Annotated in this window: 16 protein-coding genes; 1 reads left to right on the top strand and 15 read right to left on the bottom strand. The window is 64.7% G+C overall.

All coding sequences use genetic code 11. The features are described 5' to 3' along the window. Nucleotides 1-243 precede the first annotated feature (243 nt). From paaZ to osmF, 15 genes are all read right to left on the bottom strand, one after another. On the bottom strand, nt 244-2,307 hold the full coding sequence (gene paaZ, locus ACO2Q4_RS09100; protein WP_423318786.1) for a phenylacetic acid degradation bifunctional protein PaaZ: 2,064 nt from the start codon (nt 2,305-2,307) through the stop codon (nt 244-246). Between the two features lie 45 nt (nt 2,308-2,352). Further along, on the bottom strand, nt 2,353-3,105 hold the full coding sequence (locus tag ACO2Q4_RS09095; RefSeq protein WP_423318784.1) for a Phenylacetic acid catabolic protein: 753 nt from the start codon (nt 3,103-3,105) through the stop codon (nt 2,353-2,355). Nucleotides 3,106-3,124: 19 nt separating this feature from the next. Beyond that, nucleotides 3,125-4,201 carry a 1,2-phenylacetyl-CoA epoxidase subunit PaaE gene (paaE, locus tag ACO2Q4_RS09090; protein ID WP_423318782.1) on the bottom strand — a complete coding sequence of 359 codons (1,077 nt, stop codon included), beginning with the start codon at nt 4,199-4,201 and terminating at the stop codon, nt 3,125-3,127. 34 nt (nt 4,202-4,235) lie between these two features. Then, a complete protein-coding gene (gene paaD, locus ACO2Q4_RS09085) occupies nt 4,236-4,760 on the bottom strand; it encodes a 1,2-phenylacetyl-CoA epoxidase subunit PaaD (RefSeq protein WP_395133107.1) in 525 nt (174 codons plus the stop codon). Between the two features lie 4 nt (nt 4,761-4,764). Next, entirely contained in the window at nt 4,765-5,541 is a 777-nt protein-coding gene (paaC, locus tag ACO2Q4_RS09080; RefSeq protein WP_423318780.1) for a 1,2-phenylacetyl-CoA epoxidase subunit PaaC, read from the bottom strand. Next, nucleotides 5,541-5,828, bottom strand: a complete 288-nt coding sequence (paaB, locus tag ACO2Q4_RS09075; protein ID WP_311759210.1) for a 1,2-phenylacetyl-CoA epoxidase subunit PaaB — start codon at nt 5,826-5,828, stop codon at nt 5,541-5,543. Before paaB ends, paaC begins: the two co-directional genes overlap by 1 nt. Nucleotides 5,829-5,867: 39 nt before the next feature. After that, nucleotides 5,868-7,310 carry an amidase family protein gene (locus tag ACO2Q4_RS09070; protein WP_423318778.1) on the bottom strand — a complete coding sequence of 481 codons (1,443 nt, stop codon included), beginning with the start codon at nt 7,308-7,310 and terminating at the stop codon, nt 5,868-5,870. A 2-nt stretch (nt 7,311-7,312) separates the two neighbouring features. Next, a complete protein-coding gene (gene paaA / locus ACO2Q4_RS09065; RefSeq protein ID WP_423318776.1) occupies nt 7,313-8,299 on the bottom strand; it encodes a 1,2-phenylacetyl-CoA epoxidase subunit PaaA in 987 nt (328 codons plus the stop codon). A 14-nt stretch (nt 8,300-8,313) separates the two neighbouring features. Then, nucleotides 8,314-9,519, bottom strand: coding sequence for a 3-oxoadipyl-CoA thiolase (pcaF, locus tag ACO2Q4_RS09060; RefSeq protein WP_423318774.1), 1,206 nt, complete (start codon nt 9,517-9,519; stop codon nt 8,314-8,316). A 153-nt stretch (nt 9,520-9,672) separates the two neighbouring features. After that, on the bottom strand, nt 9,673-10,506 hold the full coding sequence (locus ACO2Q4_RS09055) for a PaaX family transcriptional regulator C-terminal domain-containing protein (RefSeq protein ID WP_423318772.1): 834 nt from the start codon (nt 10,504-10,506) through the stop codon (nt 9,673-9,675). Nucleotides 10,507-10,606: 100 nt separating this feature from the next. After that, entirely contained in the window at nt 10,607-11,071 is a 465-nt protein-coding gene (locus tag ACO2Q4_RS09050; protein WP_423318770.1) for a PPC domain-containing DNA-binding protein, read from the bottom strand. Nucleotides 11,072-11,090: 19 nt separating this feature from the next. Next, complete coding sequence (locus ACO2Q4_RS09045; RefSeq protein WP_423318768.1) at nt 11,091-11,834, bottom strand: ABC transporter permease; 744 nt, start codon at nt 11,832-11,834, stop codon at nt 11,091-11,093. Further along, a complete protein-coding gene (locus ACO2Q4_RS09040) occupies nt 11,831-12,760 on the bottom strand; it encodes an ABC transporter ATP-binding protein (protein ID WP_423318766.1) in 930 nt (309 codons plus the stop codon). Before ACO2Q4_RS09040 ends, ACO2Q4_RS09045 begins: the two co-directional genes overlap by 4 nt. Further along, nucleotides 12,757-13,896: an ABC transporter permease gene (locus ACO2Q4_RS09035; protein WP_423318764.1), complete on the bottom strand. Its 1,140-nt coding sequence runs from the start codon at nt 13,894-13,896 to the stop codon at nt 12,757-12,759. The genes ACO2Q4_RS09040 and ACO2Q4_RS09035 overlap by 4 nt, the downstream gene beginning before the upstream one ends. Nucleotides 13,897-13,902: 6 nt before the next feature. After that, nucleotides 13,903-14,817 (bottom strand): glycine betaine ABC transporter substrate-binding protein OsmF, encoded by a 915-nt coding sequence (gene osmF, locus ACO2Q4_RS09030; RefSeq protein ID WP_311759219.1) that lies wholly within the window; start codon nt 14,815-14,817, stop codon nt 13,903-13,905. 218 nt (nt 14,818-15,035) lie between these two features. Between osmF and ACO2Q4_RS09025 the strand changes: the two genes are divergently transcribed. Beyond that, on the top strand, nt 15,036-17,090 hold the full coding sequence (locus ACO2Q4_RS09025; RefSeq protein WP_423318762.1) for an NAD(+) synthase: 2,055 nt from the start codon (nt 15,036-15,038) through the stop codon (nt 17,088-17,090).

The following is a 17,090-nucleotide window of genomic DNA, read 5'->3' as shown; positions in this document are numbered from 1 at the left end:
GCTTTCGCACTCACCTATCTCGATCTGTCCTGCATCCTTGCGCCTTCCGAGGTAATCGGCCCCAATCAGATCATGGGCCGAAACGCCTTGGATTTCGGTTTGGCCAGCTTTTCCTGAACTGAGTTCACCGACAAGCGCAAGACGGCTGATGCAAGTTCAGCACATCGCGAACCCGCGATCACGCTGCCCATCAGATATTCTCGCCAGCACAAAGGCGGTGCCAAGGCACCGCCCCCTTTGGCGTCACTCCGCAGCCTGCACGGCTGCGGGCCAGGTCTTGGCGACCATGGTCAAGACGTCGTATTGAGCCACCACCTCGGATTTCTGGTTCGTGACCTGGCAATCCCAGCGCACCTCGCCATGGTCGGCATTGGCGCGCGGGTTGATCTCTTTGCAGGTCAGGCGGACCTGCAGCGTATCGCCGAAATAGACCGGGGCCAGAAAGCGCATGTTGTCGACGCCGTAATTCGCCAGCACCGGCCCGGGATTGGGCTCGACGAACAGGCCGGCAGCAAAGGACGCGATCAGATAGCCATGGGCAACGCGGTCGTCGAAGAATGGGTTCGCTTTGGCCGCGACCTCGTCCATATGGGCATAGAAGGTATCGCCGGTGAAATGGGCGAAATGTTCGACATCCTCGCGCGTGATGGTGCGGGTCGCGGTGACCAGCTGGTCGCCGATGCGCAGTTCGGCCAGCGACTTGCGGAACGGATGGACACCCTGGTTCGCGGGTGCGCCCTCGATCCAGCGGCCGGTGACCGCGGACAGCAGGCGCGGCGTGCCCTGAACGGCGGTGCGCTGCATGTAGTGCTTGACGCCGCGGATGCCGCCCATCTCTTCGCCACCACCGGCACGCCCCGGCCCGCCATGCACCAGCGGCGCCAGCGGAGATCCGTGCCCGGTCGAGGTCCGGGCAGAGGCGCGGTTGCCGATCAGAACCCGGCCATGGAAAGGCGCGACCCCGAGCACCACGTCCTCTGCAACCTTCGGATCGTCGGTGAAGATGGACGACACCAGCGACCCCTTGCCCATCTGCGCAAGGGTGATGGCCTGATCCAGATCATCATAGGGCATCACGGTCGAAACGGGGCCGAAAGCCTCGACATCGTGGATCGCCGTCGCGGCAAGGGGGCGCTCGGCATAAAGCAGGACCGGGTTCAGGAAGGCCCCGCGCGTCGCATCGCCCGAGGTCAGGCGGACATCATCGGGATTGCCGGCGACAATCTCGGCATCGGCCTGCAGGTCGCGGATACGGTCGCGGACTTCGTCGCGCTGATCGAAGCTGGCAAGCGGGCCCATGCGCGTGCCCTCCTCCCCCGGCATGCCGACCGGTGTCTTTTCCAGCCGTTCACGCAGCGCGGCGACCAGCGCCTGCACATGTTCGCGCGGTGCGATGACGCGGCGGATGGCAGTGCATTTTTGCCCGGCCTTCGCTGTCATCTCTCGCGCGACTTCCTTGACGAACAGATCGAATTCGGGCGTTCCCGAAACGGCATCGGGGCCTAGGATCGCAGCGTTGAGGCTGTCGGCTTCCATCGTGAAGCGCACGGAATTGGCGACAACCGCCGGATGCGATTTCAGCTTGCGCCCGGTCCAGGCAGAGCCGGTGAACGTCACCGCATCCTGTCCTGTCACATGATCCAGCAGATCGCCCACCGAGCCGCAGATCAGTTGAAGCGCGCCTTCGGGCAGAATGCCGGTCTCGATGATGCGACGCACCATCAGTTCGGTCAGATAAGCCGTCTGCGAGGCGGGCTTCACCACGCAGGGAACGCCCGCAAGCAGTGTCGGCGCGATCTTCTCAAGCATCCCCCAGATGGGAAAGTTGAACGCGTTGATATGGACCGCGACGCCTTGCAGCGGCGTCAGGATATGCTGGGCGCTGAAGCTTGCATCCTTGGACAGCGGCTCGACATCACCGTCAGTCAGGACGCGCGTATTCGGCAACTCGCGCCGCCCTTTCGAGGCAAAGGTCAGCATCGTGCCGATCCCGCCTTCAATATCGACCCAGCCATCGCTGCGCGTTGCCCCGGTCTTCAGGCTTTCGGCATAGAATTCCTCTTTCATGCCCATCAGCGCCAGACCCAGGGCCTTCAGCATGGCGGCGCGGTCGTGGAAGGACATGGCACGAAGCTTCGGCCCGGCCACATCACGGCCATGGGCCAGCGTCGCCGCAAAGTCGATGCCCGTCGAGTCGATCAGTGCAATCGCGTCCCCGGTCGAGGCGTCAAGAAGGCTCTGGCCCTCTTTCGCCCCTCGGGTCCAGCGGCCGCAGACATAGCTTTCAAGCCGGCGCGGAGTGGTCATGGGTCTTGTCCTTGATCAGTTCAGATGCGGGGGCTGTTGCCCCTGTCAAAGGTCGAATGCGGCCAGCGTGTCGTCGGCCAGCGCCTGCCAGCGGGCAAGCAGCGTCTCGTTCGGGATATGGCGCAGGCCGAATTTCGCGAGCGTCTGGAAACGGTCGGAGTTCGCCGCTCCAAAACCCTCGGCCACGCGACCCCGCCAATAGGAGACCGAAGCGCGGGCGGCCTCGCGCCCCTCCTCGGTCGCGGCGATACGTTCCAGCCCCTCCAGGCCCAGTTCGGCATGGTGTGCCTCGCGCGGCTCAATCTCGCGGAAGACATCGGCCAGCGGGCCATAGGAGACGCGGGTCAGCTCGGTCATCTGGACGCCGGTCGCAAGCCCCTGCAGGATGTTCATCACCACCGCATCGACCCAATCCGTGACGGGATAGTGAAAGACCGACAGGCGCATGTCGCCCGGTCGCCGGGCCGCACCCAGATCCGCATTGCGCTCCACCCGCGCCGCCCAGTCATGACTTGCCTGGTAGCGCTCGGTATCGGTTCCGAAATCACCCATGACCGCCAGAACGCGACCCGCATGATCGGCCTTTTCCAGCGTGATAAGGCTGGCAGCAATGCGTTCCTTGATGCCGGGCGCGAAATTGATCGCGTCGGCAAATCCGGCCGAGGCTGCAAGCTCGCTGTCGACGAAGCTCGACATCAGCCGCAGCAATTCGCCGCGATAGCGCGCGGGCACGTTTTCCGGCGCGGTCAGCACCCCACCCTGCGCCAGATAGTCTTCGATATTCATGGTCTCGGACATGGCTCCCCCCTTGTCCCGGTCATTCGTCATAGGTCACGACGACCCGTTCGCTGAGAGGATAGGACTGGCAGCTCAGGACATAGCCCGCGCGCACCTCGTAATCCTCCAGCGCGTGGTTCACGGCCATCTCGACCTCACCCTCGATTACCTTGCATCGGCAGGTCGAGCAGACGCCCGCCTTGCAGGAATAGGGTGCGTCCATCTTGTTGGCGATGGCGGCCTCCAGGATGGTCTCGCCTTGGCGCGCCATGGTGAAGCTGCGCGTCGCGCCGTCCAGCGTGACCGTTGCCTCGGTCCCGGCGCCCGGCGCGATGGCATCGCGCGACACGGCACGGGCCTTGGCCTTGCCCGGCTGGCTGCTGGCGAACAGCTCGAACTTGATCTGCGCATCCGTCAGCCCGTGTTCCTTCAGCGAGGCAGCAATCGCCAGCATCATCGGCTCGGGGCCACAGATGAAGGCGGTATCGATGGACTCGGCATCCAGCCAGTGCTGGAACAGCGCGGTCATCTTGTCCGCATCGATCCGGCCGGTGAACAGGTCGATTTCCTGACCTTCCTGCTCCAGCACATGGATGACCGAAAAGCGGCCCAGATATTGGTTCTTCAGGTCGTCCAGTTCCTCGCGGAACATGATCGTGTTGATCTGGCGGTTCGCATAGACCAGCGTGAACCGCGATTTCGGCTCGCGCGCCAGCACCGTCTTGATGATCGACAGGACCGGCGTGATGCCCGAGCCACCCGCAAAGCCAAGATATTGCTTCGCCGAGGCTTCTTCGATCGGCGTAAAGAAGCGACCCATCGGGGGCATTGCCTCTATCTCGTCGCCCGGGGCAAGGTTTTCATTCGCCCAGGTCGAGAAGGCACCGCCATCGACGCGCTTGATGCCGACCTTCAGGCAGCCCTCGTCAAGGCCCGCGCAGATCGAATAGCTGCGGCGCAGTTCCTCGCCGTCGAAATCGCGGCGGAAGGTCAGATACTGGCCTTGGGTAAAGTCGAACATCGCGCGATCCTCGTCGCGCGGGGCGAGGGTCAGCACCACGGCATCGCGGGTCTCGCGGCGCACATCGGTGACCTTCAGCGTGTGGAAGCGTGCCATTTGGGTGTCCTTCCTGAAGAAGCGGGATGCATCCTCAGATGCATTTGAAATAGTCGAACGGTTCCAGACAGTCGGTGCAGCGATAGCTTGCCTTGCAAGGCGTCGAGCCGAACTGGCTGAGTTTTTCGGTCTTGGTCGAGCCGCAGCGCGGGCAGGCGATGGTCAGGTTCGATGACCCCGCCAGCCGCGCGATCCGCCCGGCCAAGCGTCCGTCTGCGGCAGTGCCGTCGATCGGGGGCGCGATGCCATAGGCGCGCAGCTTGTCGCGGCCTTCCTCGGTGATCCAATCCGTCGTCCAGGGCGGAGAAATCTGTCGCTCCAGCCGCAGCTTGTCGATGCCATGGCCGCGCAGTGCCGTCTCGATATCAAGGTTGATGATCGAGGTCGCCGGGCAGCCGGAATAGGTCGGCGTGACGGTGACGACCAGCGTGTCATCAGCCCAAGCAACATCGCGGATGATGCCCAGGTCGGTCAGGCTGATGACCGGGATCTCGGGGTCCGGGACCTGCGAGAGCCAGTCCCAGATCTGATCCGTGCCGGGGTGCTGCGCGGGGGTCATGGCGTTACCAGCTTGCGCCCGGATAGGCGCGCTGCAGGAACTGCATCTCGGCCAGAAGAAAGCCCAGATGTTCGGAATGAACGCCCTGCTTGCCGCCCTTGTGCTGCCAGGTTTGGCCCGGATTCTCCAGCGTCGCCTCGGCCAGAACCGCGTTCACCGTCGCCTCCCAAGCCGCTTTCAGGGTCGAGGGCAGCGGCGCAATGCCCGCCTCGGCCACGGCCTGATCGGTCGCGTCGTCAAGGAACATCTCGCCGGTATAGGCCCAAAGCGATTTCAGCGCCTTGTCCATGCGCGCATGGCTTTCCGGGCTGCCGTCACCCAGACGGATCACCAGATCGGCCGAGCGTTCGAGGTGATAGGCGACCTCTTTCTCGGCCTTGGCAGCGATTTCGGCGACGCGCGGGTCGGTCGAGGTCGCAAGTGCACGCAGCAGTTCGATATGCCAGGCGTCGAACAGGAACTGGCGCATCAGCGTCTGGGCGAAATCGCCATTCGGGCGTTCGACCAGCAGCAGGTTGCGGAAGCCACCCGCGTCACGCAGGAAGGCCAGCTGATCGGCACTGCGACCCTTGCCTTCGACCTCGGCGGCTAGACCCAGCCAAAGCTGGCACTGGCCGATCAGGTCAAGTGCGGTGTTCGCGAGCGCAATGTCTTCCTCAAGCGCCGGTGCATGGCCGCACCATTCGGAAACCCGGTGGCCAAGAATCAAGGAATTGTCCCCAACCCTTTGCAGCCACTCGGCAAATATGGTCCCGTCGACCGCTTGCAGCGTGCTGGTCATCACATATGCCCCACTTCGTCGGGGATGTCGAAGAAAGTCGGGTGGCGATAGACCTTGGAATTCGACGGCTCGAACAACGGCCCTTTTTCCGAAGGCGACGAAGCCGTGATGTCGTTCGAGCGCACGACCCAGATCGAGACGCCCTCGTTGCGCCGCGTATAGACGTCACGGGCGTTGCGGATCGCCATTTCGGCGTCGGGCGCATGCAGGCTGCCGACATGGCGGTGGTTCAGGCCATGCTGACCACGGATGAAGATTTCCCACAGGGGCCATTCATTCTTGGACATGGTTGGGTCCTCCCTCGAGTGCCGATAAGGCGGGTTCATTCATTTTCGGACGGGCAATGACGTGCGCCCGAGCAGGGATTCAATTGCCATCCCGATCGCGATCAGCTTGCGATCGGAACCGGCAGGGCCGTCGAGTTCGATGCCGACCGGCAGGCCCGTGACGGGGCCAAGACCCGCAGCAACCGAAAGGCCTGGGATGCCCGCATTCGAGCTGGGATCGGCATTGCGGATGAAGGTGCCAAAGACCTCGGGCGCGCTGGCCTCGGGACCTTGCTTGGCGGCAACCTGCGGGGTGGTCGGGAAGATCACCGCCGCAACGCCGCTTTCCGCGAAAATCTTGCGATAGGCCTCGATCAGCGCCGGGCGCGCGACCTCGATCGCGTGGCGATAGATCGGCGCGGTATCGACCAATTGGCCATTCGGCGTCGGCATCTTGCCGGGCAGCACGAAGGCCTCATAGGTCGCCCGCACATCAGGGCTGGCCATGGCGGCGACAACATCCTCGATGGTCTTGCCGGGCACATGGGTGGCCAGATAGTCGCGCAAGTGGTCTTCCGCCTCGCCGAAGCAGAGCGGGAAGCTGACCTGATGGTTCAGCTCAAAGATCTGAGCGACATCCAGCGTCTCGAATTCGACGCCTGCAGCTTCCAGTTGTGCTTCCACGCCGTCCCATACAGCCTGAACATCCGCGTCGAGTCCTGCAAGGAACTCGGCCCCAAGGCCAAGTTTCAGCCCCGACAGCGAAGCGGGGGTGATTTCCGCGTCGCCAGTGATCACACGGTCGAGCAGCTCGATATCGGCGACGCTGGCGGCAATCGCGCCAGCGGTGTCGCGGGTACGTGAGATCGGGATCAGTCCCTGCCCCGGATAGCGACCGATGGTCGGGCGCAGACCCGAGATGCCATTGATCGCTGCCGGAAGGCGAACCGAGCCGCCCGTATCCGTACCCAGCCCCGCCGTGACAGCACCCGAGCCGACCAGAGCGCCGGTCCCGCTGGACGAACCAGCCGCGAAGCGGGTCAGGTCATAGGGGTTGCGCACACCCATATCCGCGCCGGTCTGGTAGGTCGGGTTATAGCCCGAGATACCAAAAGCCAGTTCGTGCATGTTCGTCGTCGCGACGACGATGGCACCAGCCTCGATGAGCTTCGCCAGGACCGGGGCATCAGTCGTGGCAATCGCGTCCTGCAAGCCGGGTGTGGCAGCCGCCGCAGGAAGTCCCGCGACCTGAATATTGTCCTTGACCACGATCGGAAGCCCGGCCAGCGGGCCGTTGATCTCACCCGCATCGACGGCGCCGGCCGCTTGCAGGGCCGCCGGGGCATTCGAATGCGCGACGGCGTTCAGGCCGGACCATGCCGCGATCTCGGCCAGCGCGGCCTCGACCGCCGCGACTGCGGAAATCTCACCCGCGCGGATCGCAGCAAGGCATTCGGTCGCCGAGCGTCGTTCACCAGACTTCCTGACGGATGCGCCGTCCATGGTCATTCCGCCGCGTGGGGACGCGCGGACGCCTTGTCGGCATGGGCCATCAGCCCGTCGCGGAACCATGCACCGTCATCCCAGGCCTTGACGCGGGCGCCAAGGCGCTCTTCGTTGCAGGGGCCATTGCCGGCGATCACGGCAAAGAACTCGTTCCAGTCCGGCTCGCTGAAATCGTGGCCGCCCTTTTCCTCGTTCCACTTCAGGTTCTCGTCGGGCACGGTCAGACCCAGATATTTCGCCTGAGGCACGGTCTGGTCGACGAATTTCTGGCGCAGTTCGTCGTTGGTGTTGATCTTGATCTTCCAGGCCATCGACTGCGCCGAATGGACCGAGTCCTTGTCCGAGGGTCCGAACATCATCAGCGAGGGATACCAGAAGCGGTTCAGCGCATCCTGAGCCATCGCCTTCTGCTCGGGCGTGCCCGAGGCCATCTTCATCATGATGTCGTAGCCCTGCCGCTGGTGGAAGCTCTCCTCCTTGCAGATACGGACCATCGCTCGGGCGTAGGGACCGTACGAGGTTCGCTGCAGCGGCACCTGGTTCATGATCGCCGCGCCATCGACCAGCCAGCCGACCGCGCCGATATCGGCCCAGGTCAGCGTCGGATAGTTGAAGATCGAGGAATACTTCATCTTGCCGCTGTGAAGCTGCTCAAGCAACTCGTCGCGGCTGATGCCCAGCGTTTCGGCGGCGGAATAAAGGTAAAGGCCGTGGCCCGCCTCGTCCTGCACCTTGGCCAGCAGGATCGCCTTGCGCTCCAGCGTGGGGGCGCGGGTGATCCAGTTGCCCTCGGGAAGCTGGCCCACGATCTCGCTGTGCGCGTGCTGGCCCATCTGGCGGATCAGGGTCTTGCGATAGCCCTCCGGCATCCATTCCTTGGGCTCGATCCGCTCGCCGCGGTCGATTCGCTCCTGGAAGGCGATTTCTTCGGGCGTCATCTCGTCGCGGGTCTTGGACCCTTCGGATTTCACAAGCTGTGCATACATGGCTGGCCCTCCTGTCAGACGCGTTCGATGATCATTGCAATGCCCTGCCCCACGCCAATGCACATGGTGCAAAGGGCATAGCGCCCTCCGGTCCGGTGAAGCTGATACATCGCGGTGGTCACAAGCCGGGCGCCCGACATGCCCAGCGGATGGCCAAGCGCAATGGCCCCTCCGTTCGGGTTAACATGGGGTGCGTCATCCGGCAGTCCAAGATCGCGCAGCGTGGCAAGTGCCTGGCTGGCGAAAGCCTCGTTCAGCTCGATCACGTCCATCTGGTCGATGGTCAGACCGGCGCGTGCCAGAACCTTGCGGGCGGCGGGCGCGGGGCCGATGCCCATGATGCGGGGTTCGACCCCGGCGGCGGCCATGGCGACGATGCGGGCCTTGGGGGTGAGGCCCTGCTTCTCGGCGGCAGCCCCCGACAGGATCGCGAGCGCAGCAGCGCCATCGTTCACGCCCGAGGCATTGCCCGCAGTAACGGACAGGTCCGGGCCGTTCACGCCCTTGAGCTTGGCCAGTTGTTCTGCGGTGGTGCCGGGACGCGGATGCTCGTCAACCGCGACGATGATCGGGTCGCCTTTGCGCTGCGCAACGCTGACCGGGACGATCTCCTTGGCAAAGATCCCGGCCTGCTGTGCGGCGGCCCAGCGGGCTTGGCTGCGGGCGGCAAAGGCGTCCTGATCCTCGCGCGAGATGCCGAAATCGGCGGCCACGTTGTCGGCGGTCTGCGGCATCGTATCGACGCCGAATTGCTTTTTCATCGCGGGGTTGATGAAGCGCCAGCCGATGGTGGTGTCATAGACCGCGTTGTTGCGCGAAAAGGCGCTTTCCGCCTTGGGCATGACAAAGGGCGCGCGCGACATCGACTCGACGCCGCCGGCCAGAACGAAATCGCAATCCCCTGCCCGGATGGCGCGGGCGGCCATGCCAACCGCATCCATGCCCGACCCGCACAGCCGGTTGATCGTGGTGCCCGGAACCCCGATGGGCATGCCCGCGAGCAGAACGGCCATGCGGCCGACATTGCGGTTATCCTCGCCGGCTTGGTTGGCGCAGCCAAAGATCAGGTCATCGACAGCGGACCAATCGACACCGGGATTGCGCTCGATCAGCGCCTTCAAGGGCAGAGCCGCCAGATCGTCCGCCCGAACCGTGGCCAGCGCCCCGCCGTAGCGCCCAATGGGCGTCCGAACCGCGTCGCAGATGAAGGCTTCCTGCATGTCCACTCCCTGATTCTGTCGGCGAAGGATCCCCCAATTCACCGACCGCTTGGTCAGCTTATACGCTGTGATACGTCACATTAAAATATAAATTTATCCAATCGTGTGATGTTTTAACCGAACCCCACAGTGCTTTGATCCATCTTTGTTTTTTCAGTTCAGGCTTGAAAGCCGGGCAGCGCTGAGTGGTGTGCTGGCCGGCAACGCGCCGTCGATTCCTTCGAATCGGGCAGCGATATGACGCTCTGCCCCTGGCGTCAGCCGGGTGTATAGCGTGCGGAACAGCTCGCGGGCGACATGACCCTGCCAATCAGCGGGAAGCACCTCGACCGGCAGGCGGGGGTCGCGCAGCAGGACGTTGCGATAGTCGTGAACCAAGAGCAGCCGTGCCGCCAGCGCGGCCGCATCAGACAGCGCGCCCCGGTCGGCCAGATGGTCCAGGGGTTCGAACCGGGCAAGCATATTGCGATATCCCGCTTGTAAAGCTGACAAATCCCAGTAACTCGCCAGCGAAGAGGGGTCGCCGGGATCGGCGGCATGAAACAGCACCGCGCCCAACGGCGCGGGCTGCCCACGATCTGGACGGATAAAGACCTGACCGCCCATCCGTCCCATGCGCAGGTGCCGCGCCTCATCCTCGGCGAGGGCGGGGGCGTGCAGGATCTGCCAGCCCCGGGGGGGAATATCGGGCGCATAAAGCAGCGCGGCCGCTTGGTCGAACTCTTTCTGCGCCGAGGCGTCCAGCCGATAATAGCTGCGCCGCCCGGCCCGCACGCCGGACAGACGCCTGGCAGCGACAAGCCGCGACACGGCAGTGCGGACAAGGGATTCGCTGATACCGACGCGCTTGCAGATCTCGATCAGCGTGCCGGTCCACAGCACCCCACCGCGCGGCACCACGACATCGCCATAGACCGTCACGATGAACGAGGCCGAGCGCAGGGCAAGCCCGTCAAGCATTCCGGCAATCAGTTGGTCATCCGCCATCGCGCCCTCATCCGTCTGCCTTTTGGGCCCGGTCGCGGCCCGCGCGGGCCTGCTTACGATGCGCGCCGGGTTTGCGCCATAGCGCGCAGGGACCGTCCTGTCATCCCTGCCCCAAGGCCGGATCCGCGCCCGAGGTCAGCAGGGCAAGCCCGGTCGCGGGATCAAGGGTCTTGCGCAGGTGCCGCGGGGATTCCGTCAGGATGACCTCCAAGGTCGGGCGAACATGGCCCCGTTGCAGATGACCCGCCAACGCAGCGCCTCCGCGACGACCCAGCACCGCATGCATGTGCACGACCGCCTGTCCCGTGGGGTCCAGTGCAATGTCACCGGTCAGCGACGCCACCTCGACCTGCTCATCAACATCGATGGGCAGATAGGTCTTGGTCTGCCAGTCGAAATAGGCAAGGGTCGCGCGGCTGAACGCGCCGATCGCGGTAAAACCCGCCGCCGTGATCCCCTGCGCGCGCGCAAAATCTTGCAGGCAGGTCATGGCCTCGTCCCCAGTCTGCAGGATGACCGCGTGCGATCTCTGTCCGTCCGCGTCGTGAAGAAGTCTGGTTTCCATCGGATGTCCTTTCCTTGCCTCAGTCCGCCACCACATGTCCCGCCCGCGCCGCAGAGATCCGCTCCAGCCCTTGGAAGCCGGCGTGGATCAACACCGCGATGACGCCGACAATCATGCCGCCCTGCACGACAAAGGCGGTGTTCGACGACAGAAGTCCCGCGATGATGACTTCTCCCAAGGTCCGCGCCGCCACCGTGGAACCGATGGTGGCCGTGCCAAGCGAGATCACGGCATTCAGCCGCATCCCCGCCAGCAGCATCGGCAACGCCAGCGGCAGGTCGACCTGCCACAAGCGTTGGCGAGGGGTCAGACCCATCGCGCGTGCGGCCTCGGCCACCGCCGGGGGCTGAAGGGTCAGCCCTGCCAGCGCGTTTTCAAAGACCGGCAGCAGGCCATACAGGAACAATGCGACCAGCGTCGGCGCGGTTCCGAATCCCAGGACGGGCACCGCCAGCGCAAGCACTGCAACAGGGGGGAAGGTCTGCCCAACCGCGGTAACGGTTCGCGCCAGCGGCAGGAACTCGCGCCCGGCGGGTCGCGTGACCAGCACAGCCAGCGCCACCGCCACCAGGGTCGAGGCCGCGACGGCCACCGCGACAATGCCAAGATGGGACAGGGTCAGCGCCAGCAGGCTGCTTTGGCCATAGATGGGCGGTGCGCCGTTCCGGGTCAGCGGGCGGAACAGCGGCGCGAATGCCTCGGGCATCATCAGAAACGCCGCCACAAAAACGACGGCAAGCGCCAGGATCAGGCGACCGATCATTCCGGCGCCTGCTGCGCGGCACTTGCCCGCAGCGCCGCAAGGGTGACAATCCCACCCCCTTGGATGGGCAACGCCTCGCGTCCGCTCCACAGGCATTCGGCCAAAGCGTCGCGCAGGGTCGTCTCGGGGTGAATCGCTGGACCGGGAGCGCTGCCTTGCGTCGCGATCCCCGCAACCGTGGACAAGGAGAGCAGTCGGAAAGCGCGCTCGGTCGTGCCCAACATTCGCGCGACGAATGGCGAGGCGGGATGCCTCAGCACCATGCCGGGACGGTCGTGCTGCAGGATGCGGCCCCGATCCATGACCGCCATGCGATCACCCAGCCGCACGGCCTCTTCGATGTCATGCGTGACAAGAATGATCGTCGTCCCCAGTTGGCGCTGGATCTGGCGCAGGTCGGTCTGCGCCTGCGCGCGGATCATGGCGTCAAGTGCACCAAAGGGTTCATCCATCAGCAAAAGGTCCGGCCGTGCCGCCAGCGCCCGCGCCACTCCGACGCGCTGCGCCTGACCGCCCGACAATTGATGCGGCATCCGGTCGCGAAAGGTCGCGGGATCAAGCTGAAACAAGGTCAGCAATTCGTCGATCCGGGCGTCGATGCGTGCCTTCGGCCAGCCCAGCAGCCGGGGCACGGTCGCAATGTTGCGCGCCACCGTCCGATGCGGGAAAAGGCCGTCGCCCTGGATTGCATAGCCGATCCTGCGCCGCAGATCATGGACGGGCACGGTGCGCGTGTCGACGCCATCTATCAGGACCATGCCCGCATCCGGCTCAACCAGGCGGTTGATCATCCGCAGCAAGGTGGTCTTGCCCGATCCCGAGGTTCCGACAAGGGTCGCGATCTCTCCGCTTGGTACCGTCAGGCTGACATCATCGACGACCGCGACGCCGTCATAGGTCCGGGTCAGGCCGCGAAGCTCGATCATGCGGTCTGTCCCCCGCCTTTACTCAGTTGGACCAGCAGGTCCATGACGATCCCCGCCAGCAGCGCCAGGGCGATGGTCGGCAGCGCACCCAACAGCACTAGGTCCATCGCGGTCTGGTTCAGCCCCTGAAAGACGAAGGTGCCGAATCCGCCGCCGCCGATCAGACCCGCAATGACCGCCAAGCCGATATTCTGGACCAGCACGATCCGAACCGCCGCCAGCAAAGCCGGTAGCGCCAGTGGCGCAAGCACCTGCAGCAGGATCTGATGCCGGGTCATGCCCAGACCTGCCGCAGCCTCGCGCGCAGGGGCGGGCACTCCCGCCAACCCGGCGACGGTGTTCGACACCACCGGCAGCAAGGAATACAGGAACAACGCCAGCATGGCCGGAAAAATGCCGATCCCCGACACGCCCAGCCGCGCCGCACCCGGCAAGGTCGCAGCCACCCAGCCCAGAATCGGGATCATGATCCCGAACAGCGCAAGCGAAGGGATGGTCTGCAACACGTTCAGCACCGCCAGGACCGGGCCCCTCCAGCGGGGACGTTGAAAGATCGCCGCGCCCAGCGGCAAGCCGACCAACAGCGCAAGCGCCAGCGAACCGAAGGCCAGAAGCAGATGGGTCCGCGCCTCGTGCAGGAAAGGGTCACGGCGGGCCGCATATTCCCTCATGACCGACACCCCGTCGAGCAGCCCGGATCCAAGCAGACCCGCCCCCAGCGCCACCGCCAGAGCAAGGATCAGCCAGCCCTGCGCCAGCGTGGGACGCAAGCGAGAGATCGCCTCGGCCAGCATCAGCCCGAAGGCCAGCAGCAAAAGCCAGAAGCCCGAGGCGGGCGCGACCCGCGCCAACCTGTTCCCCGGCGGGGGCAGGTGATCCGCCGCCAGTCCAAGCGCCACCACCACCGCCAGCAGGCCAAGCGCCGCGGCAAGCAACCGCCACGCCACCCGCCAGCGCCCACAGCACCCCGCAAGCAGCATGATCGCCAGCGCACCGGTGAAGAACGCACCGTCGGGGAACGAGGAGAACAGGGGAATGCCCTGCCCGGCCACGATCCGGTTCGGCTTGAACTGGACCAGTGGCAGGATCAGCCCGAAAAGCCCGATGATGGCGAACAGGATGCCGGGGCGCGACATCGTGGCTTATTTCAGGAACCCGGCCTCGGTCATGAAATCCTTGGCGACATCGGCGGCCGGTTCGCCCCCGACCTGAATGCGGCCGTTCAGTGTCTGCAAGGTCTGAAGGGTCAGCGCCTGGAAGATCGGGGCCAGTACCTCCTTGATCTCGGGATGGGCGGCGAGCACCTTGGCGCGGATGATCGGCGCGGGCTCATAGACAGGCTGGACGGCCTTGTCATCCTCCATCACCAGAAGCCCCGCCTCGGCAATTGCGCCATCGGTGCCATAGACCATGGCCGCATTCACCCCCGAGGTCTGCTGCGCCGCCGCCGCAATGGTCGCCGCGGTGTCCCCGCCCGCCAGCTGCACCAACTGTTCAGGCTTCAGGGTAAAGCCATAGGTCGTTTGAAAGGCGGGCAGCGCCGCGGGCGATGTCACGAATTCGGTCGATGCCGCCAGCTTGATCTCGCCACCGCCCGCGATCCACTGACCCAGATCCGACATAGTGGTCAACCCGTTCGCGGTCGCCACATCCTGCCGCACCGCAATGGCCCAGGTGTTGTTCGCGGGCGCCGGCTCAAGCCAGACGATGTCGTTCTGCGCCTTGTCCAGCTCGGCCACGCGGGCATAACCCTTGGCCGCATCCTTCCAGACATCGCTGTCAGCCTCGTTGAAGAAGAAGGCACCGTTCGCGGTATATTCCGGATAGATGTCGATCTGCCCCGCGACGATGGCATCGCGCACGATCGGGGTGCCACCAAGCTGCAACCGGTCCTGAACAGGCAATCCGGCATCGCGCAGCGCCAGCAGGATCACGTTGCCCAACAGGCCACCCTCGGTATCGATCTTGGAGGAGACGACGATATCTTGCGCCGCAAGCGGCATCGCGGACAGAAAAAGCGAGGTAGAGGCAGCAATCAGGAAGTCGAGGCGCGGCATTTCGATCTCCGGTGATGGGAAGAGGGGCCAACCCTAGACGCCCGGATCGGGAATTGGTTCCATGAAACTATCATGCGAATGCAGGAACCCCCTTTGCGCTGCCACAGTTTGCATCAGCCCCTATCCGCCCGCGCATTGCTCATGCACCTTTCCCTGAATGCATGAATGCGCTGTTCTGGCGCTGCGCGCCCGAATGCAGCGGACCGAAAGGAAGATCGATGACCCCCGACGCCCCCGGCCAGTTTTTCGCCATGCACCGCCACGGCTTCGTCCGGGTCGCCACCAGCACACCCCGCGTCCGCCCGGCAGACGTGACCTTCAACTGCGACAGCATCCTGGCCGAGGCGCGGCGAGCCGACGAGGCGCGGGCCGACCTGCTGGTCTGTCCCGAGCTTTGCCTGTCTTCCTATGCCATTGACGATCTTCACCTGCAGGATGCCCTGCTGCAGGCGGTCGAGGACGCGGCCCAACGGATCATCGCGGAAAGCGCGGAGCTTGCCCCCATGCTTCTGGTTGGCGCGCCGATCCGGGATGGCGACCGCCTGTACAACTGCGCGCTGGTCATTTCACGCGGTCATCTTCTGGGGGTCGTGCCGAAATCCTATCTGCCGAACTATCGCGAATTTTATGAGAAACGGTGGTTCTCGCATGGCCGTGGCGTGGTCGGCCAGCAAATCCGGGTGGCGGGGCAAAGCGCGCCCTTTGGAACCGACCTGATCTTTCAGGCAAGCGACCTGCCGGGCCTGAGCCTTCATGTCGAGATCTGCGAGGATTTGTGGACCCCTGCCCCGCCCTCGGGCGACGCGGCAATGGCTGGGGCGCTGATCCTTGCGAATCTTTCTGCCTCGAACATCGTCATCGGCAAATCCTCGGACCGTCACCTGTTGGCCCGGTCCCAGTCGATGCGGGCGATCGCGGCCTATGCCTATTCAGCGGCCGGACCGGGGGAAAGCACGACCGACCTGGCCTGGGATGGGCAGGGCTTCGTCTATGAGATGGGCGACCTGCTGGCAGAATCCGCGCGCTTTCCAACCGAGCCTCAACTGGCCGTCGCGGATGTGGATACGGGCCGCATCCAGTCCGAGCGCCGGCGCACCGGCAGCTTTGCCGATGCGGCTGGGTTCCGCGTGCCGTCCTTTCGCCGCGTCGCCTTTGAGCATCGGCCGCATGGCGCGGATGCGGGGTTGATCCGTCCGCTTCGCCGATTTCCCTTTGTCCCGAACCGGCAAAGCCACCTGGACCAGGATTGCTACGAGGCCTTCAACATTCAGGTCGACGGCCTGCGCCGCCGGTTCGAGGCCACGGGCGGCAGCCATATGGTGATCGGGGTTTCGGGCGGGCTGGATTCGACACATGCCCTGATCGTCGCCGCGCGGACCTGCGACCGCCTGTGTTTGCCACGTGACCGCATCCTGGCCTTCACCATGCCGGGCTTCGCGACCTCCGAGGGCACACGCTCGAACGCTTGGCGGCTGATGCGTGCAATGGGCGTGACCGCTGCCGAAATCGACATCCGTCCCGCCGCCCGCCAGATGCTGGCCGACATGGGCCACCCGTTCGCCAATGGTGAGGCAGTCTATGATGTCACTTTCGAAAATGTGCAGGCCGGGCTTCGGACCGATTACCTGTTCCGTCTGGCCAACCAGCGCAGCGGTTTCGTCATCGGCACCGGCGATCTGTCCGAACTGGCGCTGGGATGGTGCACCTATGGCGTCGGCGACCAGATGAGCCACTACGGAGTCAATGCCGGGGTTCCCAAGACGCTGATCCAGTACCTGATCCGCTGGTGCATCCAGACCGCGCAATTCGACGCACCCACGGCCGAGGTGCTTCAGTCGATCCTGGATACCGAAATTTCGCCCGAGCTCGTCCCCGCTGGCAAGGATCAGGCAATGCAAAGCACCGAAGCCCGGATCGGCCCTTACGAGCTGAACGACTTCTTCCTGTATTACATCCTGCGACATGGCTTCGCGCCCTCGAAGGTTGCCTTCCTTGCCTGGCAGGCCTGGAACGATGCTGGCCGTGGCACCTGGCCCGAGGCGTTTCCCCTGCACAAGCGGCATGCCTATGACCTGGCGCAGATCACGCATTGGCTGGAAAGCTTCCTGTTCCGCTATTTCCAGACCAGCCAGTTCAAACGCTCGGCCTTGCCGAACGGGCCCAAGGTTTCCGCCGGCGGGTCGCTCAGCCCGCGGGGCGACTGGCGCGCGCCGTCCGACAGCGTGGCCGACGTGTGGCTGGACGAATTGCGCCGCAACGTGCCACGGTCGTGA

It is taken from the genome of Paracoccus sp. KR1-242 (genome assembly GCF_049446195.1).
Taxonomy (GTDB): domain Bacteria; phylum Pseudomonadota; class Alphaproteobacteria; order Rhodobacterales; family Rhodobacteraceae; genus Paracoccus; species Paracoccus broussonetiae.
Note: the sequence above shows the minus strand (reverse complement) of the source record. Positions and strands in the feature narration are given on the sequence as shown.